This window comes from Mucilaginibacter pocheonensis, from assembly GCF_031456535.1.
In the GTDB taxonomy this organism is placed as follows: Bacteria; Bacteroidota; Bacteroidia; order Sphingobacteriales; family Sphingobacteriaceae; genus Mucilaginibacter; species Mucilaginibacter pocheonensis.
The window spans coordinates 1,357,366-1,378,653 of sequence record NZ_JAVDUU010000002.1; the positions used below are offsets into that span (position 1 = coordinate 1,357,366).

Consider the following 21,288-nt stretch of genomic DNA (forward strand, 5'->3'; position numbering starts at 1 on the left):
AAGTTTAATCATTAGCCGGCCCCACAAAAGTGGTGCTGACGGTTTGTATTATTTTATTGTTTAATAACAGGTTGATCTTAATATCGGTCTTTGGCATGTGGATCATGGATGCAGGGATCATGAGAAAGAAAACCGTTTTGACTGATCCTCCGGCTGAGATCCGGCCCGGCTGCTGGATGTATTTTACTTTAACTGCCGGATTCTCCGGCTTGATCACGATATCCCGGCTGGTATTTGATTTATTGATGATCTCAGCATTGTAAATATTACTGATAAGGCCGCCCTTTTGTTCCTGGTAAAGCATCCCGGCACTGCGCATCACAGTCATATCCATATCGGCCCGGCTGAAAATAAAATAGCAGAGCACGGTCATCAGAACCACGATGATTCCGCTGTAGCCCATCATCCGCCCGGTAAAAGAAGGCTTTTGCTGCTTATGGATCATGTTCTCCGAGTAAAACCCAATCAGGTTCAGGGGCTTATGTATCTTTTCCATAACCTCGTTACAAACATCGATACAAGCAGTACAGTTCACACATTCCATTTGGGTTCCCTGCCGGATATCGATCCCTGTTGGGCAAACGCTAACGCATAATCCACAGTCCACGCAATCCCCTTTCGGGTTCAGGGAATCTTTGTTTTTAACGAGTTTTCCACGTGGCTCGCCACGTACCTCATCATAAGCGACCACCAGCGTATCCTGATCGAGCAAAACGCCCTGCAGCCTGCCATAGGGGCAAATCACGGTACATACTAGTTCACGAACCTGGCTGTAAACCAGATAAAAAATAATGGTGAATAACCAGATACTGAAAAAGCCCGACCAGTGCAGCTGCACCGGTTCCAGGATGATCCTGAAAAGTGCAGCGCTTCCCACAAGATAGGCCAGGAAAGTATTGGCGATCAAAAATGAGAAGATCAGGAACAGCAAATGTTTACTGCCTTTCCTAAAGATCTTTTCTTTGGTCCATGGTCCGGCATCTAATTTTTTCTGTTTATGGGCATCGCCCTCGATCCAGTTCTCAATTTTCCGGAAGAACATTTCCATAAATATCGTCTGTGGGCAAATCCAGCCACAGAAGATCCGGCCGAAAGCGATTGTAAATAATACAATGCAAACCACAAAGACCAGCGAAGCCAAAACAAAAAGGAAGATATCCTGTGGCCAGAAGACCTGCCCAAGGATCACAAATTGACGATCCATGAAGTTGAGGAGCAAAAGTGGTTGCCCGCCAATACGGATCAGCGGCCCGGTGAAAAATAGCAGCAGATAGGCATAACTGATCCAGGAACGCCATTTATACAACTTTCCCTTGCGTATCAGCGGATATATCCATTTGCGCTTTTCCGTTTCCTTCGCCACCAACAGTCCGTCCATTTTATTTATTATTTGCTACCAGTTTGTTATCCGCATCAATTTCTTTAGTACCCTGTGGCTCCTTAGCGCCGGCCGGGTTGCTGCCACGCAGGGACTCGATGTAATTAGCCACATCTGAGATCTGTTTGGGGCTAAGCTGCTTCTCCCAGGTGGGCATCCCTTTGGCTAATACGCCGTACTTAATGGTTTTGAACAGGTCATTGATCTTACCACCATGCAGCCAGTAATCATCCGTCAGGTTCGGACCAACATTACCTTGGGCGTGATCGCCGTGACAGGGCGCACATGTGGTCTTGAAAATAGCCTGTCCCGAAGCGATTACCGCCGGATCATGTACAATCTTCACCGTGTTTTCATCAACCCGGTTGGCGGCCTTGCTTAAAAATGCTTTTTTCTCGATATCGGCCTGCGCCATTTCGTTACGGTATTCCGCATATTGCAGCGGCGCGGTCTTGAATACATGGTAATTCAGAAGATAGCCAACACCGAAAATAATGGAACCGTAAAACAGATACATGAACCAGGCGGGGATCGGGTTGTCCAGTTCCTGGATGCCGTCGTAGTCGTGGGCTATCAGCAGTTCCTGCTCCTGGGCCATTGGCTTAAGAGAAAGTAATTTCTGCCAAACCGCTGCTTTGGGTTTCTTTTCCTTTTTAGATTTCACAGGGTTCATTGCCGCCTCGATCTCTACAGTGCTTAAGCCTTGCTGCCTGAGCACGATCCGGGTCATTACGCGGAACGCCTTTAAAACCATTAGCATAGCAGCCACGACCAATAAAAGGGTGAAGAAAATTGCACCATAACCGATGTAATTCATGACGTCACCCGGGATCAGGCTGTCGTCCTTAGCCATTGTCGGCTGCATGGCAAACAGCACAAAGACTGAAATGAGTGAGAACCGGATATATTTCATGATAGTAAGTGTTGGGTTGAATCGTTTATACTGTCCTGCAGGGGGAGGTTACTCATATGATCGACATGCTGTTTCCGGACGCGGATGAGCATGACCGTCACCACAATAAAGAATACGAAGAATATGCCCAGTGAAAATAGCAGGTAAGCCTGGTTTGCGTTGATGTTTTCAGTGAATTGCTTGAACATGATCTTATTTATTTGCTGTTTTATTTGCTTTAACATCGGTGCCTAACCGTTGGATGTAGGCGATAATAGCGATGATCTCTTTATTGCTATTAACCTTAATATGATCTACATTCAGATTGGCGGCGATCTCTTTTGCCTGCTTATTCAGGTCTGCATTGGCTTCATTTTCATAACCGGGGGCATAAGGCACACCTAGCGCGCGCATGGCATTGATCTTACGCCGGGTTAAGGATGTATCCAATGTTTGGGTGATCAGCCAGCTATATTCCGGCATGATACTGCCGGGCGACATCAGGCGCGGATCCATCAGGTGGTTATAATGCCAGGCATTCCCGTATTTCTGCCCTTCCCTCGCCAGATCGGGGCCGGTCCGCTTGGAACCCCATAAAAAAGGGTGGTCATACACAAATTCGCCAGCCTTGCTGTATTCGCCATAACGCTCAGTTTCCGAGCGGAAAGGCCGAACAGTTTGGGAGTGACAGTTGACACAACCTTCGCGGATATAAAGGTCCCGGCCCTGCAGTTCAAGCGGGGTATACGGTTTAACCGCCACAATGGTAGGGATATTGGAGGAAATGGTTAATGTTGGCATCAGTTCGATGAAGGTACCCACCAGGATAACCAGCAGTGCAGCGATCAGCATTTGGATCGGCTTGCGCTCCAGCCTGCGGTGCCATTTATTTTCCTTAACAATAGTATATGCGGGGGCCAATGGCATAGCCTGCGCGGCTTCATTGGCAACAAGCTTGCCCTGCAATGCGGTGCGCGTTAGGTTATAGGCCATAACGATCACTCCTAACAGGTACATAGCTCCGCCTGCTGACCGCATCATGTGCATGGGTAATATCTGCAGGGTGCTTTCTAAAAAGTTAGGATATTTCAGCATTCCTTCAGGCGTGAATTCTTTGAGCATAAGGCTTTGCGTAAACCCGGCCCAGTACATGGGAATGGCATAGAATAGGATACCCAGCGTTCCGATCCAGAAATGGAACGAAGCCATCTTCTTGGAAAACAGCTCGGTTTTATAAATGCGCGGAATTAGCCAGTATAGTATTGCAAAAGTTAAAAAGCCGTTCCAGCCCAGGGCGCCAACGTGAACGTGCGCGATGATCCAGTCACTGAAATGCGCGATACTGTTCACCTGTTTCAGCGACAGCATCGGTCCTTCAAAGGTGGCCATACCATAGGCGGTCAGTCCCACCACCATGAATTTCAGGATGACGTCATCCCTTACCTTATCCCAGGCGCCACGCAATGTCAGCAGGCCGTTGATCATCCCGCCCCAGCTTGGTGCAATCAGCATGATGGAAAAGGCAACGCCCAAAGACTGAGCCCAACCCGGTAAGGTTGTATATAATAAGTGGTGCGGCCCGGCCCAGATATAAATAAAGATTAGCGCCCAAAAGTGCAGAATACTCAGTTTATAAGAATAAATAGGGCGGTTGGCCATCTTGGGCAGGAAATAATACATCATGCCCAGGTAAGGTGTTGTCAGAAAAAAGGCGACTGCATTATGGCCGTACCACCATTGTACCAGCGCGTCCTGCACACCGGCGTAAACCATATAGCTTTTAAAAGAGGAAACCGGTAATTCAAAGGAGTTGACAATATGCAGCACTGCGATCGTAACAAAGGTGGCGATGTAAAACCAGATGGCTACATACAGATGGCGCTCGCGGCGCTTGAAGATCGTACCGAACATGTTCCAGCCGAAAACGACCCAGATGACCGTGATGGCGATATCTATTGGCCATTCCAGCTCTGCATATTCATGGGACGTGGTAAACCCAAGCGGAAGCGTGATCACCGCCGATAAAATGATCAGCTGCCAGCCCCAAAAGTGAATCTGACTGAGCACATCGCTAAACATCCTTGCTTTAAGCAAGCGCTGCAACGAATAATATACCCCCATGAAGATGGCATTGCCAACAAATGCGAAAATTACCGCATTGGTATGTAATGGGCGGATACGACCATAGGTAGTATATTGGTTACCCATGTTAGCGGCCGGGTGATAAAGTTGGATCGCGACGATCAAACCGACCGTCATGCCGATGATCCCCCAGATGACGGTAGCTATACCAAAGTTCCGGACGATCTTGTTGTCATAGTAAAAATTTTCGGGCTGCATAAATTGTTATCTGTTTATGGTTGTAAAATTATTGTGGCAGGTTGGATGACAGAATGATTGCAGTAGGCATTAAATATGATTGAAATCATTTTTTATCCTCCGCGGGCTTTTCATCATCAACCAGTATGCGCATAGCGGGCGTGTAGAGATCGTCATTTTGTCCGCTGCGCTGGGCCCAGAAAAATGCGCCCAAAAAGATCAGCGCCAGCAGTACGCTGCAGCCGATAAGGAAATAAATGATGCTCATATTAATTTTCTCCTTTTTGCCGCGAAATGGGTGGCCAGTGTAGTGAATGAAATGATGGTAACGGTACTCAAAGGCATCAGGACCGCTGCCACCAGCGGTGACAGGTTACCGGTGACTGCATAGCTGAGCCCGACCAGATTATACGTCAGGGAGATGACGAAGGATAGATGAATGATCCTTACCGTATCCTTTGAAAAACGCAGAAAGGCCGGCAGTTTATGAAAAGAGCGCCCATCAAGTATCGCATCGCTTCCGGGCGAGAAATTATTAACGTTATCCGTAACCGCTATACCCAGGTCGCTTTGTTTCAAAGCACCGGAATCGTTCAGGCCGTCGCCCAACATCATGACCTGACGGCCTTGTTGCTGAAGGGTTTCTATATAGTTAAGTTTTTGCTGTGGTGACTGTTCAAAGCAGAGGTGCCTGTCATCATGGAAATACCGGATCAGCTCGGACCGTTCATGGTCCCGGTCGCCGGATAATAGGTAAAGCGGATAAGCCGGTGCCAGTTCAGCTATCTGTTTCATCCCCTCCCTGTATTCATGATAAAAACCGAAATAACCCAGGTAGACGCCGTCGATCATCAGGTAGACGCGTGTCATCAGTTTCGTTTCTGTAAAATAACCGAAGATCAGATCGCCGCTGCCGATACGTAGCTGATGACCGTTGATATTGGCGGTGATCCCCTTTCCGGCAACCTCCTTATAATTGAGTACGGGCAGCTTTTCCAGATCACCAAAATACTGGCAGATCATACGGCTTAAGGGATGGATCGAATTGACGCAGGCACTATAGATCAGTTGCCGTTGTTCACCAGTTAATTTTCCTCCGAGTTCGATCCGTTTGCTGCTGCCGGTGGTGATGGTGCCGGTCTTATCCATAACCAGTGTGTTGATACGGGCCATCTGCTCAACAACGGCTGTATTTTTTAAATAAAAGAGGTTGCGATCGAAAATGCTTAAGGCCGCTGACATGGTAAAAGGTGTGCTTAAAGCGAGTGCACAGGGGCAGGCCACTATCAATACTGCGGTAAAAGCGTTAATTCCCAACCGAAAACTAAAGGGTAACCACGCCAGCAACGTACCGACGGCAATAGATATCAGCACGATGGTGAAATATTTACTAACCCTTTCGTTGAACGTTTTTATGCGGTTATCTTGTTTTCGGGTAAACGCCTCATTGTTCCATAACTGGGTTAGGTAGCTTTGGGAAACTGGTTTAATTACCTCCATTTCAATGGCTTCCCCCGTTTGTCGTCCGCCTGCATAAATGATCTCGCCCAGGGTCTTGTTCACCGGTACCGCCTCGCCGGTAACGAAACTGAAATCTATCAGGGCCTGTCCTTTCAGCAGGATGGCATCAGCGGGGATGATCTCGTTGTGGCGGATCACCATGCGGTGCCCGGTGACCAGATCAGATAGCGGCAGTGGTTTTTCTTTTCCATCCAGGATCACCTGAACAGCAACGGGGAAAAAAGAACGATAGTCGCGTTCAAAGGAAATATGGTAGTAGGTTTTCCGCTGTACGAACTTACCGATCAGCAGAAAAAATACCAGGCCGCATAAAGTATCTGCGAAACCGGCTCCCGAATGGGTCAGGATCTCAGCCACGGTTCTGATAAATAACACGGCTATACCAAGTGCAAGCGGGAAGTCGATATTTAATATCTTATTTTTTAGATTATGCCAGGCGGAAACAAAGTATTCACGACCGCTGAAAAATACGACCGGAAGGGAGAACAGGATATTAAGATAACCAAAAAAGTGGCTAAATGCCCGTTCATATCCCGACAGTCCAAAATATTCAGGAAAACTGAGCAGCATCACGTTACCAAAGCAAAATCCCGCGACAGCGATCCGCTGTACAAGGTTGTCTTTTCCTGCCTTGTTCTGTTTTTTGATCACATCCTGGAGACTGATCTGGGGTTCGTAACCAATATCATTTAAAAGTTCCACCAATTGCTGAAGACTGACGGCTCGCGGATCATAGCGAACAACCAACTGTTTTTTTAAAAAGTCTACCCTCGAATAATGTATCGCAGGGTTAAACCGGTTCAATTGCTCCAGTAACCAAAGGCAGGAGCTGCAGTGGATCTGCGGGATATAAAGTGTGATGATAGACAGACGCTCATCCGTGTAATCCAGCAGTTCAGCCAGAATAGCAGGGTCGCTCAGGTAATCAAATCGCTTATCCGTCCTGGTGCGGGTGGTTCCGGGGTGATCATTGTAATTATAATAACTGCAAAGTCCGGCGCCGGAGAGTATGGAATAAACGCGCTGGCATCCCTGGCAGCAAAATTGTTTCTGATCCATCTGGTAAGCCGTGGTGAGGCATTCATCACCACAATGGTAGCAGCTTGTTTTAACAAGCGTTTCGGTTTCCGGCATTTTCTCTGAATTTATTGTTTCAAAAATGAGGTATTGACGCTGCCGGCAGAATGACCCCCGTTGTGGAATAAAGTGATCCCGGTCACCTTTTTCGACTGGAGGCTTTAGATAATCCGGCCGTTCTTTTCATATTTAAATAAGCATTTGCAAACCTGTTGTTTATTCTACAGCCATAAAATGACATGCCTCTGTACGGTTTATGACCTTAGTCATTTATTTACCCCCTGGCAGGAGATAGCTTTGCAGGCAAGCGCTATTGCGAAACATCCAGAGATGTTGAACTTACCGCACAAGCGGGTAATCCCTAACTGCTGCAAAGCGGTTTGAAAGAATGGAGTAAAAGATGATAATTGAACAGAAAGAAAACAAAGAAAAAACGCTCGGGCATATCGTTTCTGAAGATTATCGCAAATCGCGGATATTGAATAGGCTTGGGGTTGATTACAGCTGTGGCGGGAGCAGGACACTCGGCCAGGTTTTCATTGGCCAGGAGAACGAACTTCAGGAGGTTTTGCAGGAATGGGAAAGCCTCGGCCGGCAGGAACCCAAAAAGGAAATGGACTTCCTGGGTTGGGACATCGCTTTCCTGGCTAAGTATATCATCCAGCTTCATCATCGGTTTGTTAATAGCCAAACGAGGTTTATCGCCGAACTCGCCTTCAAAGTAGCCGACTCGAACAGCACTCGTAACCCCGAGATCAAAACGGTTGCGGAACTTTTTGCCGATACCGGGAAAAAACTGGAAATGAAGGGCCTGCGGGAGGAAAATGAATTATTCCCCTATATCATAGCCATGCATGACGCAATGACGAATGGAACCTATTTAAAAGCGGCGACATTTGGGCCGGTTTCCATTCAAGTTACAGCCATCAGAGCCGAAGGTGAGCAGATTGTTGCAGGTTTGCGGCAGATCAGGCGCCTGACCAACAACTACATCGCGCCGGCATATACGACCAGCACCTGCCCGATCCTGTACAAACTACTGGCCGCTTATGAAGAAGATGCGCTTTTACACCTTCATCTGGAAAATAATATCCTCTTTCCGAAGGCTATCCATACAGAGAACAGCCTGCGGTTAAACCATAAAATCGCCTGACCTTAATACAACTGAACTGATAAATTATTTATTAAAATAAAATAAGATGAGCCACACATTTCATATCCCGGTGTTGGGATTAGGATACTCCATTGATACCCCGTTAAAAGTTGCCCATTATGGCATTTCTTCCGCGATGTCCATTGTTGATGATGATCTGATTGAGAGAATGCGCCAATACCATGCCCGGCTGAACGGGGAGGCATTTGTGCCGGTTTTGAAGAATGACGAAGATGCCCGTGCCAGGCGGATCACGCAATACCTCGATCTGGTTGACCGGCTGGTGAAGCGGCAGTTTGATGCGTTGAAGGCATTGCCGTTCGAAGAAGGTAATGACCTATGCCGCTATTTTGAGCTGTTGCCGGAGAATAGCCGGCTGCGTCAAGGCTATGAACTGATGCTTGACTTCCCGGATGGAAACCAAAAGGCTTATTTCCAGGATCTGTTAAGAAAAGAAATGACAATTGGGGCTATTGATGTAAATATCATGTCGAAGGTTGATAAAATGAATTACACGGCAGCCGGAGATCCCAGCGGAGAATTGAATACAGATGCGCTGGCGGCACTCCGGGGTTTTGCGCGGAGTTCGCTCCAATCTTCAGTGGTCATGTCTGCCGGGCTAAACCCCCGCCTGTATAGTTACTTGGAAACATTCCCTGATTTTTTTCCGGGAGAAAATGGCGCGCTTCATAAAAGGGTCATCCTGAAAGTGAGCGATTTTCGTTCGGCTTTTATCCAGGCAAAATTTTTGGCCAAAAAAGGCATATGGGTATCCGAGTTCCGGGTGGAATCCGGATTGAACTGTGGGGGACATGCCTTTGCGACTGAGGGATTTTTACTTGGGCCGATCCTGGAGGAGTTCAAGCAAAAGCGCCTGGAAATGGCGGAAGAACTGTTTCAGAGTTACCGGCAAGCCCTCGATGAAAAAGGCTTTGCCCCGGCCCCGGCGCCTGTCCAAAGGCTAACGGTACAGGGCGGAATCGGTACATCCTGGGAAAACGAATTTCTGCTCAGTCATTACCGGGTAGATGCCACGGGCTGGGGTAGCCCCTTCCTGCTCGTGCCTGAAGTGACTAACGTGGATAAGGAAACCCTGCAGCAACTGGAACATGCCGGCGAGAAAGACTATTATGTGAGCGGCGCATCGCCGCTGGGTATATTATTCAATAATTTCAAAAAAAGTAGCGCCGAGACGCTCCGACTGAAGCGCCTGGAGCATAACCGCCCAGGCAGTCCCTGCACCAAAAAATATCTGTGTACAAATACCGAATTTACGGAAAAACCGATCTGTACCGCCTCCCGGGAATACCAGCACCTGAAACTAAAGCAACTGGCTTCGGCCGGCCTGCCTGAACAGGAATATGAGCAGGCTTACCAAACCGTAGTGGAGAAGATCTGTCTTTGCGAAGGGCTTTGCGCCTCTACATATATCAAGTATGATATGCTTAAACCGCGCGAAAATAAAGCTGTTGCCATCTGTCCGGGTCCCAATCTGGCCTATTTTTCCCGGAGCTATTCACTGGAAGAAATGGTGAAACATATTTATGGGAAAACCAACCTGCTGGAAAAGATCAGTCGCCCGCACATGTTTGTCAAAGAACTGAACCTTTATATCGAGTACCTGCAGCGTGATCTGCAATCGCAGTTGAAGGAGCTAAGCGATAAAAAGCGGAAGCAATTGAACAAGTTTAAACTGCAGCTACAGGAAGGCATTGGTTATTACCAGTCGCTATTTGCCGACTCGGCCAGTCAAACCTCGGAAACGTTGAAGGATTGGATCAGCGATCTTTCAAGCGCTAAAGCTCAGTTACTGGGTATAGAAATTTAGTGCATACAAAACAGGCGGCATCTGAAGAGAATGTCGCCTGTTACTGTTACGGTAAGCTAATATATTATTAAGGTCGTTTGGGAAGCACCATTACCGGCAAGGTAAGGTGATGGGATACATCTTCGTTTTGGCCCCTTTTGAAAAAACGCGTCATTTGCTCTTTGGGCTGCTGAACAATGGCCAACAGATCTGTTCTTTTATTAGCTTTCAGCCAATTCCAGTTTTTCTTATTGTCCACGTCAGGGATACTGCGAAAATAAACCCCGCCGCAGTCTAGTTTCTTGTAAAGGTCGCGATGTAGTTTTTCTTCCGCCTCCCTGATCGTGGAATCTGAAGGGTTGCTATTCAAATGGGCTACCATGAGCTCGGCCGCGAAATCTTCCAGCAGGCTGCCAAATTCAGCAATAGAATTGATATCTTCTTCGTGCAGCTGCGATGCAAAAGCTATCTTTTCAAAATTGCGCAGGGGTGCAATCTTTGGGACTACAAGCACAGGAACTGTAGCCCAGTCAATTATCAAGCTGCAGGCATCACTCAGCATATAAGCCGCCAGGTCTTGTTCTGCCGCGGGCGCAGTAACCAGCAGGCATACTTCCTCATTCTGCATAATGTCCGTCATAATATCTACGATGTCTGAACTGTCGCAATCCACTTTCACTTCCGGCAGATAGGAACCGGGAAAAGTACGGGCAATCAGGTTCCGCGTCATACGGTGGCCAAAATCAATCAGCGCATGCTCATCCGGCTCCTGCCCACCGGCAAGTACCAGTTGCTTTGCAGATGGAACAGCGCAGACGCTGAACAAAAGCACCCTTGCCTTCATTTTTTTGGCCATGTGAAGTGCGAACTGCGTGGCGTGCTCGGCACTTGCCGAAAAATCGGTCAATACAGCAATAGTTTTCATGTGATCGGTTTAGGCTAAGCGGGAATTTATCGGGGACATGATAGATTCGGTATAATGAAACAGCGCCTTCTTTGTTGTCCGCAGGGCGTTAAAAAGTGACTCCAATTCGTTTTGAAGCGCATTGTAGCGGTTCAGAAAATCCAGATTCATTTCTTTTTTTAAGTCACCGATGAAGGGTTCAAGGAAAGTCAGGAATTCCGGAATTTTAGTTTTCAATGCTGCAAGCCGTGTGTCCTGGGCCTGGATCTTTACTTCAAATTCCTGCTTGCGGGATGCACCAGCCGCTGCGGGCTGATAGCGGTTGATCATATTCCTGAAGAAATGGGTTTCGGTTTCAAGGAAAGAAATGTCCTGCAGCCAATGTGTGGCCTGCATATAAACCTCCTGTAATTCGGTTGCAAGTTCGGTATCGGGGGTTAAGTTTGTCATAGCTTAAATTTTAGGTTTAAATAATTATCCATTGTGTTGTAAGTGGAATACCAGCAACGGTAAGGCCGACAGCTTATTCATCTTTTTGGTGTGACTGAGGCCAAAATATTCTGCCAACACATTCCTGGAGCGGTGGACCATCGCCAGCATATCCACCTGCCCGTGTTCGCATAGCCAGGTCAGACCTGCTTCTATTTTCGCATTGTGGATCAACCGGTAATAGATGTGGGGATAGTTGGCTTTGTTGGACAGTTCGAGCAGGTAATCGGCCAGCGTTTTTTGCAAGCTTGCGGTATTTTCCGGTTTGTCCGAAACGTGGACCAGTAGTAATTCAGCATTTAATAATTTAGCGAACCTTGTCAGATGGTAAATGATCTCGAGGTCCTGCTTCGGGTTTTTAAATTCGGTCGCGAAGGCTATCTTCTTTAAAGGTTTAAAAACGGTTCCGGGTTTAACGATGAGCAAGGGGCTGGTTACCGTATCGATCAGTTGTTCGGCGTGGTTTCCGATCAGCAAGCTACTGAGCATACCACCCTGGTGGGTGCCGATCACAACAAGCTCTGTATAACAATCTGCGGTTGCCTTCCTGATCACTTCGGTGAGCCTGCCCGCCTCGTTGACGCAAACCAGCTTCGGAAGATAAGAGTCCGGCGATACGCGTGCTTCCAGTTCCGTCCTGAATTTCTGGATCTCTGTTTCATAATCATGTAACAAGGCATCAAATTCCTGATCCGGCCAGGTAACGAATCCGGTTTGAGGGATCTCTGCCGTGATGATCATCGCATTAACGATGATCACCTTTGCCCTTATCCGGCAGGCCAGGTCATAACCATAGCGAGCGGCATCCTTGGAGCTTTCTGAAAAGTCGGTGGCCAGGATAATTGTTTTCATTTTTAGTGCTTTAACTGAACGTAAAACTCCGCAATTGCGCCCGGCAAAAAAGTGACCCTGCTCATTTTTGAATATGATCCTTTAACAGAAATAACAAGGAATCAGGTGGCTATCCGCAATAAAATAAGGAGAGGAGGTGACTGGGGACATTTTTCGCGCACCACCGATGACGCACTTTTGCAGGTATCAATAACGATGTACTTATCAATGGTTAATATTTATAAAATGAATATATACAAGCAGTTTACTTTCGATGCCGCGCATTTTTTACCAAAGGTACCGGAGGGGCATAAGTGCCGGGCCATGCACGGGCATACCTACCACATCACTGTATTTGTTTCGGGCCCCGTAATGGAAGATGCCGGCTGGGTAATTGACTTTAGTGAGATCAAAACAGTTTGCAAACCGGTGGTTGACCGCCTTGACCATACCTTGCTCAACGAGATTCCAGGTTTAGAAAACCCGACGGCGGAAAATGTGGCACGGTGGCTGTGGCGGCAGTTCAAAGAAAAAATACCCGGCCTGCAAAAAATAGAACTGAAGGAAACGCCTACTTCCGGGGTGACCTATGAAGGCGATTAAATTTTAAAGATGAAAAAACTAAACTTTTGGCTGCCCACACTAAAATCCCTGTTTGCGGGAGAGCTTGCCGCCGAGACGGAAAAGTATAGCCTCCTGCCCATGTGCCGGAGCGAAAGAAAAATAGCAGAACTGCCGGCGTTACTGCAGCAGCATCTTCAAACCTGCGGTTACACCGATAAGGAATCGGTGATCTGTTGTCGGATGAGCTGGAAAAACACCTTTTTGAAATTTAAACCGAATGGCAAATGGGTGCCACTGGAGTGCCTGCAGGTTAATTTTGTGCCCAAGCCAGCGCGGTTGGTACTGATGCGGGCCCGGCTCTGGGGTTTGTTTAATTTTAGTGCACGCGACAAATACCAGGCCGGCAAGGGTAGCATGCTCATCCGTTTACTCGGCCGCTTCCAGGTATCGGATGATCATGGTAAAAAGATGGACCGTGCCGAACTGGTCACTATTCTTGCAGAAACTATGATCCTGCCTGTTTATGCCCTGCAGACCTATACAATCTGGGAAGCTATCGATGATCATACCATCAGGGGTACGATCCGTGACTGTAACACAGTAGCGGGCGGAACATTTCATTTTAACGCGCAGGGACAACTCTCCCGGTTTGAAACCACCGATCGTTTCTATGCCGAAGGCGGCCGTTATCATTCGTATCGGTGGACAGCCAGCGTTGATAATTATATCCGCCAGGGTGATCTATGGTTCCCGTCTTCCTATAAGGCCACTTGGCACATGCCGGGCGGTGACCATGATTATTTTCTCGGCGAACTGTCGGGAATGGAATTTAACAGTACGATATTGTCAGATAGCCTGAGCGGTGCGTCCGCTCCGTTATAAGACACTGACCATATCCAATAAATCAGGATCCATTGAACTATCGAATGACTAACAGCAGCAGATAGTTTTCTGGACAGCATAATGGCGAATGATATAAAAACCAGATAATTACGATCATTTCTCCGGGTGATAAGCATCATTCTTTCGGCGCCCCGGATTGTCCACTTTTGTAGTATCGTCAACAAAACATTACAGTTATGAAAAAGATTTTAGTACCAACAGACTTTTCGCCGGCAGCCAGTAATGCCGCACGCTACGCCGCTCACCTGGCTAAGCTGCTAAAAAAGGATATCACGCTTTGTAACGCCATGTTAATCCCTATGGAAGCACCTGCAGCGGGTCAGGTCGTTTGGCCACTGGAAGACTATGAGTCCATTAAAAACAATACGACGGAACAATTACGGGCTGAGGCCGGGAAACTGAATAGCCGTCTCGAAGAACAAGCTGCGGTTTTACCGGATGAATTCCGTCCAGCGATTAACTATACCAGCGAGGTGGGTATGGTAACCGATGTTATCCGAAATGTGTTTGATGAGCACAATGCCTCCGTGGTAGTTATGGGAATGTCAGGAGCCGGCGGCCTGGAACGTTTTTTCATGGGCAGCAATTCCCGCAACCTGATAGCAAAAGCCACCTTTCCTGTACTGCTGATCCCTCCTGGATTTATATTCCGACAAGTAAAAAAGATTGCCTTTGCGACCACATTGGACCAGGGAGATATCAATGTTCTTCATAGCCTGGCCTGTTTTGCAAAAGCCCTGGATGCAGAGATCCAGGTCAACCATATATCTGACACCAAATATGAACATGGCGAAGACCGGCACAAGGCCGATGTATTTATGTCTGAGCTAAGCAAGAAGGTTAGCTATCCGAAAGTAAGCTATCACCATATCAAAAGCATGGATGTGGACCATGGACTCGACTGGCTGCATGAACACAGCCAGGTAGATTTGTTGACAATGGTTCACCGCCCGCATGCTTTTTTTACCAACTTGTTTTCGGGTAGTCATACCCAGAAGCTGGCACGTCATGTAACGCTACCGTTACTGGTATTTCCGCCAGAGTACGGTGCGGCGATATAGGGAATTATTGATGGCCTCATACAGCATGCTTTAATATCGCAAAATACTTAACGCCACGCCAGCTAACCGTAAGTTTGGCTACAAGAAGCGTAGATTCAACTACACCTGTTTCCTGATCGTTGCGGAGTTTTGCGTTAACAAAAAGCAAAACAATGAACATTATAGTAACAGGGTCGTTAGGGCACATCAGCAGGCCACTAACACAGGAGTTGGTCCAAAAAGGACATACGGTAACCGTCATCAGCAGCAATCCGGAAAGACAAAAAGATATTGAAGGCATCGGTGCAAAAGCGGCTATCGGCACCATGGAAGACGCCGATTTTTTGTCGGCAACTTTCAAAGGCGCAGACATAGTTTACCTGATGGAGGCACTTGGCTCCCGTACTTTTTTTGACCAAAACCTTGATCTGATAGCCGCTCATAACAAAATTGCCAGTAATTATGCAGAAGCCATTTTGCAATCGGGTGTAAAGCGTGCTGTGCATCTGAGCAGTATTGGCGCCCACACGGATAAAGGCAATGGCATTCTTGCTTTTCATCATGAGGTAGAAAATATCTTGAACAAGTTGCCGTCTGACATAGCCATTACGTTTATGCGCCCCGTTGGTTTTTATTATAATACGCTTGCATTTATACCAACTATAAAAGCACAAGGTGCTATTATATCAAATTATGGTGGTGATGACAAAGAACCCTGGGTTTCCCCGATCGATATCGCTGCAGCCATTGCCGAAGAAATGGAGATTCACCAGCCGGTGAACAGAAAAATCCGCTACGTGGCCAGCGATGAACTTTCTCCCAACGAAGTGGCCGGTATTTTGGGAGAAGCAATTGGTAAGCCAGATTTGAAATGGCTTGCTATTACGGACGAACAACTATTGGATAATCTAAAAGCCGCTGGTATGAATCCACAAATTGCTGCCGGCTATGTTGAAATGAATGCAAGCAGGCGTGGCGGCATACTGTACGAAGATTATTACCGCAATAAACCAATATTGGGAAAAGTAAAACTTACAGATTTTGCAAAAGAATTTGCTGCTGCATTTTTTAAATCATAGCGCGGTTTAGCCTTAGCATTCAATAACAGTATATTATCAGCAAGTTTTTCAGTACAACAATGACCAAAAAAAATTATATGAATACACAAGAAATTACGATTGCGGCGGAAAGCAAACATCCCTTGAAAGTAAAACGCTTTGGGTATGGAACCATGCGGCTTACCGGCGAAGGTATTTGGGGAGAGCCTGCAAACCGCCCAGAAGCATTGCAGATATTAAAACAATGCCTTCAAAGCGGCATCAATTTTATAGATACTGCCGACTACTACGGGGAAGATGTAACCAATCGTTTGATAGCAGAAGCTTTATATCCCTATCCTGCGGAACTGGTTATATGCACCAAGGTGGGCGGCGCGAGAAAGCCGGATAAAAGCTGGGTGCCGTTTAATCGTCCTGAAGATCTACGGAGTAGCATCGATAACAATCTGCGTACCCTGAAAACAGACCAGATAAGCCTCGTTCATTTTAGGGTGTTAGCAGGCAGCGGTGTGCCATTTAAAGAATCGATGCAGGCTATGTTCGATATGCAACAGGAAGGAAAGATATTACATGTAGGTGTAAGCAATGTTAGTCCTGATGAATTGCAAACGGCTATGGACATGGGAAATATTGCCACCGTAGAAAACATGTACGGCCATGCACAACGTAGTTCCATTACCCTGACGCATGGAGGTGAAACAAGAGGCGGTGAGGAAGTGCTTGCCATTTGTGAGCAGAATAAAATACCGTTGGTACCTTACTTCTCTTTATTCCAATCAATGCCTAAGCAAGATAACCGGATCTCGACGATAGCAAAAAAATATAATGCTACCGAGGCGCAAATCAATTTGGCATGGCTGCTGCATCGCTCCCCCTGGATATTGCCCATACCAGGCACTTCATCCTTAAAACATTTCGAAGAAAATTTAAAAGCAACCGAAATAAGATTGAGCGAAGCGGATATGATGTTTCTTGAATAACGAGTAAATAATTAAAAAGACAGAAAAATGAAAACAGTGTTGATAACAGGCGCCAACAAAGGAATTGGTTTTGAAACGGCAAAGCAATTGGCGCAGTTGGGCTATTTTGTTTATTTGGGCAGCCGGGAAAAAATAAAGGGTTTAGAAGCCATAAAAGAGTTGAAAGCATCAGGGATTTCAAATGTATCGTGGATACAAATTGATGTGACGGATATACATTCTGTTCAGCAGGCAAAACAAGAGCTGGAAACCAGTATCGGGGCTTTGGACGTTTTAATCAATAACGCAGGTATTGCAGGTGAACAACCTCAAAGTATGTCTGCCGGCAAAATGGAAAATTTGCGAAAAGTATTTGAAACCAATTTTTTTGGCGCGGTACAAACAACACAACAATTTATCCCGCTTTTAAAAAAATCGGATGAGCCAGTTATCATAAATGTTTCCAGCGAGCTGGGCTCCCTAACACTGCATAATAGCACACAAAATCCTAATTATGGAATTTACGATGCCTACAGTAGTTCTAAAACGGCGCTGAATGCATTTACCGTTCTGTTGGCAAATGAAATGAGAAATACTAATTTTAAAATAAACAGCGTCTCGCCCGGCTATACTGCAACTGATCTGAACCAGCATCAGGGTACACAAACAGTGGAGCAGGGTGCAAAATATATTGTAAACATTGCAACTTCCGGCAAGGACATTGTTACGGGACAATTTTTCCGGGAAGATCAAATACCCTGGTAAGAATAAAACCGGGAACGTTACGTTGAACTTTATAAATAACAACCTATAAAAAACATGCAACCAATCCGTATTAAAACCATAAGCGAGTTTCACCGGCTCAAGGGATTGCCTAAACCGGAACATCCGTTAATCAGCGTGATAAATGTTGCAGACCTGAAACGTGGACATGAAGATGGGCCGATCAATTTCGTGTTTGATTATTATTCTATTTCATTGAAAAGAAATTGCAATGCCAAATTCAAATACGGGCAACAGCAGTATGATTTTGATGAAGGCACGATGTTTTTTATATCGCCCAATCAGGTTTTCGGAATTGAACGCGGTAAAAATGAAACCACTAAACAATCGGGCTGGATGCTGCTCATTCATCCCGATTTTCTTTGGAATACGTCTTTAGCCAAGAAGATAAAACAATACGAATATTTTGATTACGCGGTGCATGAAGCCTTGTTTCTTTCTGAAAAAGAAGAAACGATCATTGCCGGTGTGATGCAAAACATTCAGCAGGAATATCATTCCAATATTGATAAATTCAGTCAAAGCGTGATCATCGCGCAGCTTGAACTATTGCTTACCTATGCCGAAAGATTTTATCAACGTCAGTTCATAACACGCAAAATTTCCAATCATCAAATCCTGGACCGCTTGGAAGATATGCTCAACGAATATTTCAATAGCGGCTCCTTAACAAAACAAGGATTACCAACGGTTCAATACATTGCCGAAACGTTGAACGTCTCATCCAACTACTTAAGTGGATTACTGAAAGTATTAACTGGACAAAGCACCCAGCAACACATACACGACAGGCTGATTGACAAGGCTAAAGAAAAATTATCCACTACCGATTTATCCGTCAGTGAGATCGCGTATGAGTTGGGCTTTGAACATCCGCAATCGTTCAGTAAATTATTCAAAACAAAAACCAGTTTTTCGCCGTTGGCGTTCAGGCAGTCATTCAATTAATTCAATTGCCTGTTACCATATTTGCCGGTCCAAATTTTCATTTCCGTTCAAATGGATTTCCGAAATTGTAATTAAGATGCCGCCTTTCATCAGAAACTGCAAGCAGCATCGTCGCCAAAATCCAGATAAAATAATTAGAACATCAAATAATTAGAACATCAATATCTCCAGGGGCATTGAGGGAAAAGAATCGTGACAAATATGATTTGTCAAAGTTCAAAAGTGTACAAATAAAGAGTAAGCTCTGTTTCTGGTTTTATATTGATATACATAATCTTATACTGATATATCGTCTGTATTAATATTGTATGACCAGAAAAAACGAAAGCAGCTACATTTTACTGTAGCTGCCTCATCCTTTAGTAGCGGGGAGCAGGATCGAACTGCCGACCTTAGGGTTATGAATCCTACGCTCTAACCATCTGAGCTACCCCGCCTTTTATGTATATTACTCTTTTATTATGGTTAAATAAAACAGCGGCCCCCTTATAAAACAGTGGCCTTCCTTAAAAAGGTTTGCAAATATAGCAGAAATTCGTTTTCTTTAGAAAAAATGTTAACATTTACAGCTTTTATAGCTTACAAGTATAAACCCCAATGTCCGAAAAAAAGAAATTTACCATTGAATATGAGATAAAATCGTCTCCAAGAATACTGTTTTCCTTTTTAAATGAGCCCAATGGATTAACTCAATGGTTTGCTGATGATGTGAGTATAAAGGACCAGGTTTATACTTTTACGTGGGATGGTGAATCGCAAAAAGCAAAGCTGCTCACTATAAAAGAAAATAAGGTGGTTAGGTTTAAATGGGTAGACGACGAACCTCAGTTTTATTTTGAAATGGAAATTTTGCAGGATGAACTTACCAATGATGTTGCACTGAGTATAACCGATTTTGCAACCGAAGACGCTATTGCCGAGCGTAAACTGATATGGGACAACCAAGTTGAGTACCTCATTAGTGTGCTGGGTGCTTAAGGAAACTTTATTTTAGCTAATTTTGTATCGTGAAACACTATTTGTGCGTTAATGAAAATTAGCGGGCGTAGGGGTGTTTTTACTCCTGTTAATGCAAATTGTGCTGATGAAGAAGATACATCTTTTACTGCTTAAATCGTTTATAAGGCCTTTTGTAGTTACGCTTTTCATCGTAATGTTTGTGTTGTTGATGTTATTTTTATTTAAGTACATCGACGATTTGATAGGTAAAGGGTTTGCCTGGTACACCATTCTCGAACTCATGCTGTACAACTCTGCTACCAATGTAGCCATGGCACTACCCTTATCTGTACTGCTTTCAACTATCATGACCTATGGTGCCCTGGGCGAAAACTATGAGCTGGTAGCTATCAAGGCGGCGGGTATATCGTTGCGCAGGGCCATGTACCCCATGATCGTTATTATCTCCATACTCAGCACAGCCGCGTTTTTCTTTTCTGATTACATGCTGCCCGTAGCCAATCTCAAATATTATTCGTTATTGTATGATGCCCGTAAACAGAAATCGGCCGATCTGTTGCCTGAAGGGGTTTTTAGCAACAGCTTTACCGACTATTCCATTCGCGTTAAAAGGAAAGACCCTGACGGACAACGGTTATATGATATCATGATATATAAGAAAACTGCTGATGGTAGCAATACAACGGTTACTATTGCCCGCGAAGGCACTATGTTCCGCACCATGGGCGATAAATATTTGGTATTGAAATTAAAGGACGGTGTAAATTATGAGGAAGCTCCCGGCGAAAATTCGTCCTACAATTCAAGGCAGCGCCTAACAAGGTTCCGGTTTAAAGAAACGGAGCAAAAGTTTGACCTTTCGAGTTTTAAACTTACCCGTACCGATGAAAATGAGTTTAAATCAGCCTCACAGATGATGAACTTAAAACAGTTACGGTTTTTTATCGACTCGGTTCAACAGCAGGTTAACGGCAGTATAGTAACCAACTATAAGCTTGTCACACCTTATATCAAATATTTTTCAATTCCGGCAAAATCAGTAGTGGTAAAAAAGTTTTTACCTGCTGATAAATTGGGGGTGTTGAAGAGCCAGAAACTGGAAAACCAGATGATGACCCTCTCAAGCGCATCGGCTGAGGTACGGTCAATAAAGGATGTTATTAAAAATCGTGCAGACCGGTACAAAAGCGACTCGATGACCATAAGGAGGTATGCATCTGAAGTACAAAAAAAATATACGCTTTCGGCTGCTTGCATAGCGCTTTTTTTGATCGGCGCTCCCCTCGGTGCTATAATCCGCAAGGGTGGTTTGGGTTTGCCGGTTGTAATTTCGGTGATTTTTTTTCTGATATATTATATCATATCAACCATAGGCGAAAAATCAGTAAAGGCCGGGAATGTATCTACTTTTTTCGGAATGTGGGTGGCTATAATAATATTAACCCCAATAGGGCTTTTCCTGTCATATAAAGCTGCTACAGATTCTTCAATATTTGATATAGAGCTATACAAACGTTTTTTTAATAAATTAATTAAACGTAAAAGCAACTAAAGGGCATAAGTTCACCGTATTCATGATATATTAGTATGCTCCCTGCTGTAAGTGATTTTACAAAGCACCGACCAGAATCATTTTTATATATTATAAATTTGTTTATAATTAAGTATTTCATGGCTTATTAAGTTGGGCCATACCAAATAA

General features: G+C 45.3%; 20 protein-coding genes and 1 tRNA gene. 11 read left to right on the forward strand and 10 right to left on the reverse strand.

The features are described 5' to 3' along the window. Nucleotides 1-4: 4 nt before the first annotated feature. The 6 genes from ccoG to J2W55_RS12850 all read right to left on the reverse strand — a co-directional run bounded on the left by ccoG (nt 5) and on the right by J2W55_RS12850 (nt 7,244). Complete coding sequence (gene ccoG, locus J2W55_RS12825) at nt 5-1,378, reverse strand: cytochrome c oxidase accessory protein CcoG (RefSeq protein ID WP_310096280.1); 1,374 nt, start codon at nt 1,376-1,378, stop codon at nt 5-7. Nucleotide 1,379: 1 nt separating this feature from the next. Then, the gene (locus J2W55_RS12830) at nt 1,380-2,291 is read right to left on the reverse strand and encodes a cbb3-type cytochrome c oxidase N-terminal domain-containing protein (protein WP_310096282.1); all 912 of its coding nucleotides are present in this window, start codon (nt 2,289-2,291) and stop codon (nt 1,380-1,382) included. Next, on the reverse strand, nt 2,288-2,479 hold the full coding sequence (locus J2W55_RS12835; protein ID WP_310096284.1) for a hypothetical protein: 192 nt from the start codon (nt 2,477-2,479) through the stop codon (nt 2,288-2,290). Before J2W55_RS12835 ends, J2W55_RS12830 begins: the two co-directional genes overlap by 4 nt. A gap of 4 nt (nt 2,480-2,483) precedes the next feature. Then, a complete protein-coding gene (gene ccoN / locus J2W55_RS12840; RefSeq protein ID WP_310096286.1) occupies nt 2,484-4,610 on the reverse strand; it encodes a cytochrome-c oxidase, cbb3-type subunit I in 2,127 nt (708 codons plus the stop codon). Nucleotides 4,611-4,695: 85 nt separating this feature from the next. Further along, a complete protein-coding gene (gene ccoS, locus J2W55_RS12845; protein ID WP_310096288.1) occupies nt 4,696-4,857 on the reverse strand; it encodes a cbb3-type cytochrome oxidase assembly protein CcoS in 162 nt (53 codons plus the stop codon). Then, nucleotides 4,854-7,244 (reverse strand): heavy metal translocating P-type ATPase, encoded by a 2,391-nt coding sequence (locus J2W55_RS12850; RefSeq protein WP_310096290.1) that lies wholly within the window; start codon nt 7,242-7,244, stop codon nt 4,854-4,856. Before J2W55_RS12850 ends, ccoS begins: the two co-directional genes overlap by 4 nt. A 343-nt stretch (nt 7,245-7,587) precedes the next feature. Here J2W55_RS12850 and J2W55_RS12855 point away from each other — a divergent pair, with 343 nt between their 5' ends. Both J2W55_RS12855 and J2W55_RS12860 read left to right on the forward strand, forming a co-directional pair. Then, entirely contained in the window at nt 7,588-8,340 is a 753-nt protein-coding gene (locus tag J2W55_RS12855; protein ID WP_310096291.1) for a DUF542 domain-containing protein, read from the forward strand. Between the two features lie 46 nt (nt 8,341-8,386). Beyond that, nucleotides 8,387-10,168 (forward strand): hypothetical protein, encoded by a 1,782-nt coding sequence (locus J2W55_RS12860; protein ID WP_310096293.1) that lies wholly within the window; start codon nt 8,387-8,389, stop codon nt 10,166-10,168. A 67-nt stretch (nt 10,169-10,235) separates the two neighbouring features. On the opposite strand, the gene J2W55_RS12865 is transcribed toward J2W55_RS12860, so the two are convergent. Genes J2W55_RS12865 through J2W55_RS12875 form a run of 3 tightly spaced genes read right to left on the reverse strand, consistent with a single transcriptional unit; the run spans nt 10,236 to nt 12,392 of the window. Further along, nucleotides 10,236-11,072 carry a universal stress protein gene (locus J2W55_RS12865; RefSeq protein WP_310096295.1) on the reverse strand — a complete coding sequence of 279 codons (837 nt, stop codon included), beginning with the start codon at nt 11,070-11,072 and terminating at the stop codon, nt 10,236-10,238. A 9-nt stretch (nt 11,073-11,081) separates the two neighbouring features. Then, nucleotides 11,082-11,501: a hypothetical protein gene (locus tag J2W55_RS12870; protein WP_310096297.1), complete on the reverse strand. Its 420-nt coding sequence runs from the start codon at nt 11,499-11,501 to the stop codon at nt 11,082-11,084. 24 nt (nt 11,502-11,525) lie between these two features. Further along, nucleotides 11,526-12,392: a universal stress protein gene (locus J2W55_RS12875; protein WP_310096299.1), complete on the reverse strand. Its 867-nt coding sequence runs from the start codon at nt 12,390-12,392 to the stop codon at nt 11,526-11,528. 51 nt (nt 12,393-12,443) lie between these two features. On the opposite strand from J2W55_RS12875, the gene queD reads away from it, so the two are divergent. From queD to J2W55_RS12910, 7 genes are all read left to right on the forward strand, one after another. Continuing rightward, entirely contained in the window at nt 12,444-12,974 is a 531-nt protein-coding gene (gene queD, locus J2W55_RS12880) for a 6-carboxytetrahydropterin synthase QueD (RefSeq protein WP_445353949.1), read from the forward strand. A 9-nt stretch (nt 12,975-12,983) separates the two neighbouring features. Beyond that, nucleotides 12,984-13,817: a DUF6544 family protein gene (locus J2W55_RS12885; RefSeq protein ID WP_310096301.1), complete on the forward strand. Its 834-nt coding sequence runs from the start codon at nt 12,984-12,986 to the stop codon at nt 13,815-13,817. Between the two features lie 197 nt (nt 13,818-14,014). Then, nucleotides 14,015-14,899, forward strand: a complete 885-nt coding sequence (locus J2W55_RS12890; protein ID WP_310096303.1) for a universal stress protein — start codon at nt 14,015-14,017, stop codon at nt 14,897-14,899. Between the two features lie 152 nt (nt 14,900-15,051). After that, the gene (locus J2W55_RS12895) at nt 15,052-15,957 is read left to right on the forward strand and encodes an SDR family oxidoreductase (protein ID WP_310096304.1); all 906 of its coding nucleotides are present in this window, start codon (nt 15,052-15,054) and stop codon (nt 15,955-15,957) included. Nucleotides 15,958-16,034: 77 nt separating this feature from the next. Further along, nucleotides 16,035-16,916 (forward strand): aldo/keto reductase, encoded by an 882-nt coding sequence (locus tag J2W55_RS12900; RefSeq protein WP_310096306.1) that lies wholly within the window; start codon nt 16,035-16,037, stop codon nt 16,914-16,916. 27 nt (nt 16,917-16,943) lie between these two features. Further along, nucleotides 16,944-17,660 carry an SDR family oxidoreductase gene (locus tag J2W55_RS12905; RefSeq protein ID WP_310096308.1) on the forward strand — a complete coding sequence of 239 codons (717 nt, stop codon included), beginning with the start codon at nt 16,944-16,946 and terminating at the stop codon, nt 17,658-17,660. A 54-nt stretch (nt 17,661-17,714) separates the two neighbouring features. Continuing rightward, a complete protein-coding gene (locus J2W55_RS12910; RefSeq protein WP_310096310.1) occupies nt 17,715-18,626 on the forward strand; it encodes an AraC family transcriptional regulator in 912 nt (303 codons plus the stop codon). 363 nt (nt 18,627-18,989) lie between these two features. Here J2W55_RS12910 and J2W55_RS12915 read toward each other — a convergent pair. Then, nucleotides 18,990-19,063: transfer RNA gene (locus J2W55_RS12915), tRNA-Met, on the reverse strand. Nucleotides 19,064-19,223: 160 nt separating this feature from the next. Between J2W55_RS12915 and J2W55_RS12920 the strand changes: the two genes are divergently transcribed. Together J2W55_RS12920 and J2W55_RS12925 are read left to right on the forward strand one after the other, a co-directional pair. After that, nucleotides 19,224-19,604: an START-like domain-containing protein gene (locus J2W55_RS12920; protein WP_310096312.1), complete on the forward strand. Its 381-nt coding sequence runs from the start codon at nt 19,224-19,226 to the stop codon at nt 19,602-19,604. Between the two features lie 106 nt (nt 19,605-19,710). Continuing rightward, nucleotides 19,711-21,138 (forward strand): LptF/LptG family permease, encoded by a 1,428-nt coding sequence (locus J2W55_RS12925; RefSeq protein ID WP_310096314.1) that lies wholly within the window; start codon nt 19,711-19,713, stop codon nt 21,136-21,138. The last annotated feature ends 150 nt before the right edge of the window (nt 21,139-21,288 follow it).